5 protein-coding genes are annotated in these 7,453 nt (G+C 57.1%); 2 read left to right on the top strand and 3 right to left on the bottom strand.

Features of this window, described 5'->3' with window-relative positions:
• Positions 1-4: 4 nt before the first annotated feature.
• Positions 5-1,300, top strand: a complete 1,296-nt coding sequence (locus O3S85_RS09490; RefSeq protein ID WP_269539999.1) for a right-handed parallel beta-helix repeat-containing protein — start codon at positions 5-7, stop codon at positions 1,298-1,300.
• On the opposite strand, the gene O3S85_RS09495 is transcribed toward O3S85_RS09490, so the two are convergent.
• Together O3S85_RS09495 and O3S85_RS09500 are read right to left on the bottom strand one after the other, a co-directional pair.
• The gene (locus O3S85_RS09495) at positions 1,287-1,883 is read right to left on the bottom strand and encodes a mechanosensitive ion channel family protein (RefSeq protein WP_269540000.1); all 597 of its coding nucleotides are present in this window, start codon (positions 1,881-1,883) and stop codon (positions 1,287-1,289) included. The genes O3S85_RS09490 and O3S85_RS09495 overlap by 14 nt on opposite strands.
• 71 nt (positions 1,884-1,954) lie before the next feature.
• Positions 1,955-3,643 carry a glycoside hydrolase family 5 protein gene (locus O3S85_RS09500; protein WP_269540001.1) on the bottom strand — a complete coding sequence of 563 codons (1,689 nt, stop codon included), beginning with the start codon at positions 3,641-3,643 and terminating at the stop codon, positions 1,955-1,957.
• 331 nt (positions 3,644-3,974) lie between these two features.
• On the opposite strand from O3S85_RS09500, the gene katG reads away from it, so the two are divergent.
• On the top strand, positions 3,975-6,260 hold the full coding sequence (gene katG, locus O3S85_RS09505) for a catalase/peroxidase HPI (RefSeq protein ID WP_269540002.1): 2,286 nt from the start codon (positions 3,975-3,977) through the stop codon (positions 6,258-6,260).
• A 67-nt stretch (positions 6,261-6,327) separates the two neighbouring features.
• On the opposite strand, the gene arsB is transcribed toward katG, so the two are convergent.
• A complete protein-coding gene (gene arsB / locus O3S85_RS09510) occupies positions 6,328-7,404 on the bottom strand; it encodes an ACR3 family arsenite efflux transporter (RefSeq protein ID WP_269540003.1) in 1,077 nt (358 codons plus the stop codon).
• Positions 7,405-7,453 lie beyond the last annotated feature (49 nt).

Raw genomic sequence — 7,453 nt, forward strand, 5'->3', positions numbered from 1 at the left:
AGCAATGACTCAAATTACGGTAGGACCCAGCAACGCCGACATCGTTACACGCGAGGGTGCCGGTATTCAACGCGCGATAGATCAAGTGGCCGGGCAGGGCGGGGGAGTTGTCGTTGTGCAGCCCGGCGAATACAGCTTGTGCAACGCCGTCAGTCTTGCGCCGGGAGTCCATTTAAAAGGAGCATCCGGGGAGACGATATTCCGTCGCGCGCCGCTGGTTGTCAGTAAGCTGGTGTGCGATGCCGACCGCGGGCAGCGCGTGATATATCCGCACAACCCCGAGCGGTTCCGCGTGGGCATGGGCGTGGGTTTGTATGATCGCAAGGGGCAGTGGACGAAGACTTCGACGCCTTGGGGTGTGACCGCGGTGCACGATGACCGCATTGAGATTCATCGGATCATGGGCGAGGAACGTTACGAGGAAAGCGATGCGGCAGTCGTGAACTACTACCCGATGATTCTCGCCAAAAACGCGGACCGTTGTGTCATCGAAGGCATCGTGTGTGATGGCTCGGTCCGCTTCGAGCACGAGCTATCGCATGGCATTGAGCGCGAGATCGCCGAGGCGTTTGCGGACCCGCCGCCTTACTTCAGCGACCGCGTACGGCCGCCGCGCACGTCGTTGATTTTTGGTCAGCAGTCGCGTCATTGCGAGTTGCGGAATCTGCGCGCGCATCACGGCGCGGGGGACGGCATTTGCTGGAGCTTCGGCAGTGAGCATGCGCTGATCGATAGTTGCGAAACGGACCACAACGGCTGGTATGGCATCCATCCGGGCAGCCATTCGGCTTACGCCAAGATCACGCGTTGCCACATCCACCACAACGCGAGTGACGGGCTCTACATTTGCTGGGGCATCCATCACAGCGAGTTCACGCATAATGATATTCACGACAATGGCATGGCACATTGGCGCAGCGGCATCTCTATCGGCCACAAGGATAGCGACAATCTCATCGCGCACAACCGCATCGCCAACAACGCCAAATACGGCATCTGCATCCGCAGCAAAACGCCGCAGAATGCGCCGCATCGTTGCCGGTATTTAAATAATGTTTTGGAGGATAATGCGACCCCGCCCGATGTACTTAAAGAGCTGAAGGATCTATTGCATGCGGAGGAGAATGTCGCCGCACAAATATCCATTGGCGCAAATGTGACCGGCCTGGAGTTTCGTGAAAATAGCTTTATCGAAACGCGGCCCGGGATGACTGGCGAGGTGCTTGCATTCCACGCGCATCCCGACGCGGGTGCATACGTGGAGGCAGGCAATTCGCTGAGCGGGGTTAAGCTTCGGTAGCGGGCTTTTCCGACTCGGGCATGATCTCTGGGGCTGCGGCCGTTTTCTCCTGAAACTGCTCGTCGAGCTCGGTCTTGCCGGGGCCTTTTTTCACGCGCAGTGATTTCTGGAAAAACATGTTGTTGGGCACGCGAAATTCGTCGCCGTCCTCAGAGAGCAAGGTGGTGTAAAAAAGATTCAAGTCGATGACCTCGCCTTTGATTTCTTCGCCGACAAACCCAATCACGTCGTGCACACGAAAGGGTTTGGTAATCATCAGAATGAAGGTCGCCATGATGTGGCTGAGAATGCTCCACACCGCGATCACGCCCACGGCGACCATTGCGAGCACGGTCGTGAGCATGGTCATCACATGGATGTCGAAGCGCTCCAGCACCAGGCTGGTAATGATCAGGACGCCCGCCCATTTGATCGCGATTAAAATCGGGCTAATGGGTAAGGAGGATTGCACCTTCTTTTTGATCAGCATCTCCAGCACGCGCATCGTCAGCGAGAGGAGTATGAACCCTCCGACAATGATGAGTGCGTTTTCGACCCAGAAGCTGAGCGATGCCTTTTCGAGTTGAGCGAGTATTGGTGTCATGAAGATAACCATAGGGCCTTCTTTACGGCAATTCAAGTGATGCCGTCAATGACACTGGTGTCGCGCTGCGCTTAGCGCATCTTTTTCATCTCGAACTGCTTTCCGGCGAGGGCTTCGACGAGGAATTTTCCCCAGAAATCGGTTGGCTCGTAGGACCAGTCTTTTATCAGCACGGGTGTGGCCTTCGGGTGCATGGAAAAGCCAGTGAAGTGCAGGTTGTATTTCTGGGCCATGCCGAGGGCGTCGGGCACGAAGGTGTAGGGGTCTTCCTGCTGGCTACTTTTAATGAAGCTCATCTTTTTAACGTCGGCCCCGAACTCTCCAATGAGCACGGGATATTTCTCGGCGACATCGAGGAAGTTCTCCTGCCAGCCGCTGTGCCAGTTGTAAAAATGCGTGGCATACATCAGCCCATAGGTGCCCTCCTGATCCTCCAGCGCGTAGCCATCGAGGATGCCCTTTAGGTTGTAAGCATAGCCGGTGCCGCCCGCGATCACGATGTTGCGCGCCCCCGTCGAGCGGACGGCTTCCAGCAGATCCTGCATGCCGATGAGCTGCACCGTGCCCTTGTCTTTGGTCTTCATCTCTCCGCCATTTCGCCAGAGCTCCCATGAGATGCCATGCGGCTCGTTGTAGAGATCGAATAGCACGGCGGGGTTGTTCGCGTAGCGCGCGGCGGCGTCGAGCCAGAACTCGCGGGCCGACTCTTTGATGCCGCCATAGCGGTGCAAGTCGAGGATCACATAAGCGCCTTCACCGGAGGCCATCGTGACCACGTCGTCCACGATCTTGCGGTAGGCTTCGGCGTCGTTGGATTTTTGCTTACCCTTGCCGCGACCAAACCAGAAAGAGTCGATGATCGGCAGGCGAATCACGTTGGCGTTCCACTCCTTGAGCGCCACTTTGACCGAGCGGTGGATCTTCTCGCCCTTTGCCGACCATTCCAAACTTACGATGTTTACACCGCGCAACAGAACGGGCTCATAATCCGAGTTAATGACCTTGTTGCCCATGACGCCGAGCTGGCGGGTCTTGGGTTCGGCAGCGAGCATTTCGTCGATGATTTTTTGGTCTTCAATTTTCTTTTGGGCCTCGGCAGCCTTCTTTTGCTCAGCGGCCAGGCGTGTGGCCTCAAGCTCCTGGAAGCGGGCTTCGGTCATGGGGACCAGGCGGACTTCGTCAATGTCGAGCGTGCCGGATGCGGGGCGATTCAGGGTCAGCGCAATGCGAAAAGTCGTGGCGCCTTCGGGCTTGATGTAGTCGCGCGACGCGACCTGCCAAACTTGCGCATGTGAGTCGAAAATGACGTCACTCAGCTTGGGGCCGACGCGGTTGCCTTCGGCGTCGAGGTAAGCAAAGCGGGCGCGCGCATCGCACAGCCAGCCTCCCTTGCCGAACTTTACGTTTTCATTGCGGAAGCGGGCGTGAAATGCGACGCCCTTGATGTCTTCAGTGAGAGAAATGTCTTGTTCGATGCTTACGAGCTGGTCGGGCGCTTCGGAGATGAGCCGCACGAAGGTATCGCGGGTATCGTTGTCCTTGAGCGTTTCGATTTTGCCTTCGGAATTTTCCGGTGTGGTCCAGTGCTCAGGGATGCCCGTTTGGCTGGCCGCACCATCGAAGTCGCCGTTGATGACGAGCGTTGGTTGAAGGTCATTGCCCAATGGTGGCGCGAGATACTTAGCTGCGTTTAGGTTGGCTAAGCCGAGCGTGAAGAAGGCAAGGCAGGTAATCGAGAAAGTGCGAATTCGGGGGATCATGGGTATGGAGAATGGTTCGTTGGTATCGTCTCTCAAGCGAGTCTTCGATGCCACTGGTTTACCGCGCAACTAATTGCGTTATTCGTATAAGCATGGCCCGCAATTATGGATTCCCTGCTGATGGTTGAGCTTGTGATTTTGAAATAGGCAATAAGGATAGCGCGAATAGGAACAACCTATTGCTATTGTTCTGGACCAAGGTTTGGGCAATGGCTACTTTGAAGCCATTCTTTATTGCGATGACTGTGCTGCTACCCCCTGCGACTTCGATTGCTAGCTAATCCACGCCAGCCTTTACCCATCAACCTATCCAACCCGAACATCGATTACCATGAACGACGAATCCAAATGTCCCTTCCTTAATTCTATGGGCGCTGCTGCCGGTGGCCACGGTACTACCAATGATGACTGGTGGCCGAACCGCCTGAAAATCGAACTGCTCAGCCAACACTCGGAAAAGATCAATCCGCTTGGCGCAGACTTCGATTACGTGAAAGAATTTGAAAGCCTCGACTACGAGGCGCTGAAGGCTGACCTGCTTCAGGTCATGACCGACTCTCAGGATTGGTGGCCCGCCGACTGGGGCAGCTACGCCGGCCTCTTTATCCGCATGGCCTGGCATAGTGCTGGCACCTACCGCACTGGAGATGGTCGCGGAGGTGGTGGTCGCGGCCAGCAGCGTTTTGCCCCGCTCAATAGCTGGCCGGACAACGTTAGCCTCGACAAAGCCCGCCGTCTTTTGTGGCCGGTGAAGCAAAAATACGGGCAAAAAATTTCCTGGGCCGACCTGATGATCCTCGCCGGTAATGTCGCGCTGGAATCCGCTGGCTTTAAGACGCTGGGCTTTGCCGGTGGCCGCGAAGATGTCTGGGAGCCCGACCAGGATGTTTACTGGGGCTCGGAAAAAACCTGGCTCGGCACGGACGCCCGTTACGCCCGAAAAACAGCCGACGATGAAGAGCCGCAGATCGTTGCCGATCCTTCCGCCCACGGCCACGAGCACAAGCGTGATCTGCAAGGGCAGACCAAGGAGGAGCGGAATTTGGAGAACCCTCTCGGCGCAACGCACATGGGCCTCATCTACGTGAATCCGGAAGGCCCCGAGGGTAACCCGGATCCGTTGCTCGCTGCGCAGGACATCCGCGAAACGTTCGGCCGCATGGCCATGAATGACGAGGAAACCGTTGCCCTGATTGCCGGCGGCCACACCCTCGGTAAGACTCACGGCGCTGGCCCGGCGGACAACGTGGGCGACGACCCGGAAGCCGCTGACCTTGCGGAAATGGGCTTTGGTTGGAAGAGCACCTATGGCTCGGGCAAGGGCGCAGACACCATCACCAGCGGCCTGGAAGTTGTCTGGACCCAAACGCCGACGCAGTGGAGCAACTACTTCCTGGAGAATCTTTACAAGTATGAATGGGAGCTGACCAAGAGTCCGGCTGGCGCGCATCAGTGGGTCGCCAAGGATGCTGAGGAGATTATTCCCGATGCCTACGACCCCAACAAAAAGCACAAGCCGACCATGCTCACCACGGACTTGTCGCTGCGCTTCGATCCGGAATACGACAAGATTTCCCGCCGCTTCCTCGCGGATCCGGAAGAGTTCAACAAGGCTTTTGCCCGCGCGTGGTTTAAGCTGACGCACCGCGACATGGGACCGAAAGCGCGCTACCACGGGCCGGAAGTGCCAGCCGAAGATTTCATTTGGCAAGACCCGATTCCTGCCGTGGATCATGAGCTGGTGGACGCTTCGGACATCGCCGCGCTCAAGTCGAAAATACTGGGCTCCGGCCTAACGGTTCCGCAGCTCGTAGGGGCTGCCTGGGCCTCAGCCTCGACCTTCCGTGGTTCCGATAAACGCGGTGGTGCCAACGGTGCCCGTGTTCGCTTGGCACCGCAAAAAGACTGGGCGGCCAACAACCCGGCCCAGCTCGCCAAGGTGCTGGAGTCCCTGGAGGCAATTCAAGGTGAGTTCAACGCCGCGCAATCCGGCGGTAAGAAAGTTTCCCTGGCCGACCTGATTGTGCTCGGTGGTTGTGCCGCCGTCGAAAAGGCAGCCAAGGATGCGGGCCACGATGTGACGGTTCCTTTCACTCCGGGCCGCATGGACGCCACCGCAGAGCAGACCGATGCCGAGTCCTTCGAGCCAATGGAACCGCTTGCCGATGGTTTCCGCAATCACCTGGCGGGCAAGTTCGAAGTGAAGGCCGAGCACCTGCTGATCGACAAGGCGCAGCTGCTCACGCTGACCGCGCCAGAGATGACGGTGCTCGTTGGCGGTATGCGTGTGCTCGATGCCAATACCGGCGGGGCCAAAGAAGGTGTCTTCACCACTCGCCCGGGCCAACTGACGAACGACTTCTTTGTCAACGTGCTGGACATCGGTGTGGAATGGCAAGGCGTCTCCCCTTGCGGCAATGCCTACCTGGGCAAAGACCGCAAGACGGGTCAACCCAAGTGGAGCGCTACCCGCTTCGACCTGGTCTTCGGCGCGAACTCCATTCTGCGCTCACTGGCTGAGGTTTACGCCAGTGCCGACGGCGAGGCAAAGTTCGTGAAGGACTTCGTTGCCGCCTGGGACAAGGTCATGAATCTCGACCGCTTCGACGTTAAGTAAGTTGCGGCAACATCGTTTCACTTTCAGCGGACGGCCATAGTGGTCGTCCGCTTTTTGTTGGCGATTATCAAACGGCGGCCTCGTTAAAATACTTTCGGCGAAACCAGAAGGCCAGGCTCACGAGACCGATCATCACGGGCACTTCCACCAGTGGCCCAATGACGGCGGCAAACGCCGCGCCGGAGCCGATGCCAAACACCGCCACGGCTACCGCAATGGCGAGCTCGAAGTTGTTGCTGGCCGCGGTGAAGCTGAGCGTCACGCTTTGGCGGTAATCCGCGCCAACCCATTTGCCCATCAGGAAGCTGACGATGAACATGATCAGGAAATAGATCGTCAGCGGAATTGCGATGAGGAGGACGTCCATCGGCAGCTCCAAAATCTTGTCTCCCTTAAAGCTGAACATCAGCACGATCGTGAACAGCAGGGCAATGAGTGTCAGCGGGCTGATGCGCGGGATAAACTTTTTCTCATACCAATCGCGTCCCTTGAGTTTTACCCCGATGAGGCGCGTTAGCATGCCGCCAAAAAACGGGATGCCCAGATAGATCAGCACGCTGATGGCGACCTCGCTCATCGTGATCGAGACTACGCTGCCTTCGAGCCCAAACACGCCGGGCAGCCACGTGATAAATACCCAGGCGTATAGGCTGAAAAAGACGACTTGGAAAACACTGTTGAAGGCGACCAGGCCGGCAGCGTATTCGTTGTCACCCTCAGCGAGCTCGTTCCACACGATCACCATGGCAATGCAGCGCGCCAAACCGATCAAGATGACGCCGGTCATGTATTCCGGATGACCGCGCAAAAAGATGATCGCGAGGACAAACATCAGTACCGGACCGATGATCCAGTTTTGCACGAGCGATAGGGTGAGCACCTTTACATTGCGAAACACGCGGTGCATCTCCTCGTAGCGAACCTTCGCCAGCGGCGGATACATCATGAGGATCAGGCCTATGGCAATGGGCACATTCGTCGTGCCCACTTGGAATTGGCTCAGAAATGCGTCCGCGCCATCCCAAAGGGCACCAATCGCCACGCCCAGCCCCATGGCGAGAAATATCCAAAGCGTTAAAAAGCGATCGAGAAACCCCAGCTCTTTTTTGCAAGGCGGGCAATTTGCGGTTTTTGCTTGGTTCATTTTTTAATTACTTAGATCAGCATATTCAGAGGGATGCATATACTGTCAA

Source organism: Cerasicoccus sp. TK19100, from assembly GCF_027257155.1.
Lineage (GTDB): Bacteria > Verrucomicrobiota > Verrucomicrobiia > Opitutales > Cerasicoccaceae > Cerasicoccus > Cerasicoccus fimbriatus.

Excerpts from the sequence above, each read along its gene's own strand:
- O3S85_RS09490 (WP_269539999.1), top strand. The coding sequence starts at position 5 with ATGACTCAAATTACGGTAGGACCCAGCAACGCCGACATCGTTACACGC.
- arsB (WP_269540003.1), bottom strand. The coding sequence starts at position 7,404 with ATGAACCAAGCAAAAACCGCAAATTGCCCGCCTTGCAAAAAAGAGCTG.
- katG (WP_269540002.1), top strand. The coding sequence starts at position 3,975 with ATGAACGACGAATCCAAATGTCCCTTCCTTAATTCTATGGGCGCTGCT.
- O3S85_RS09500 (WP_269540001.1), bottom strand. The coding sequence starts at position 3,643 with ATGATCCCCCGAATTCGCACTTTCTCGATTACCTGCCTTGCCTTCTTC.
- O3S85_RS09495 (WP_269540000.1), bottom strand. The coding sequence starts at position 1,883 with ATGACACCAATACTCGCTCAACTCGAAAAGGCATCGCTCAGCTTCTGG.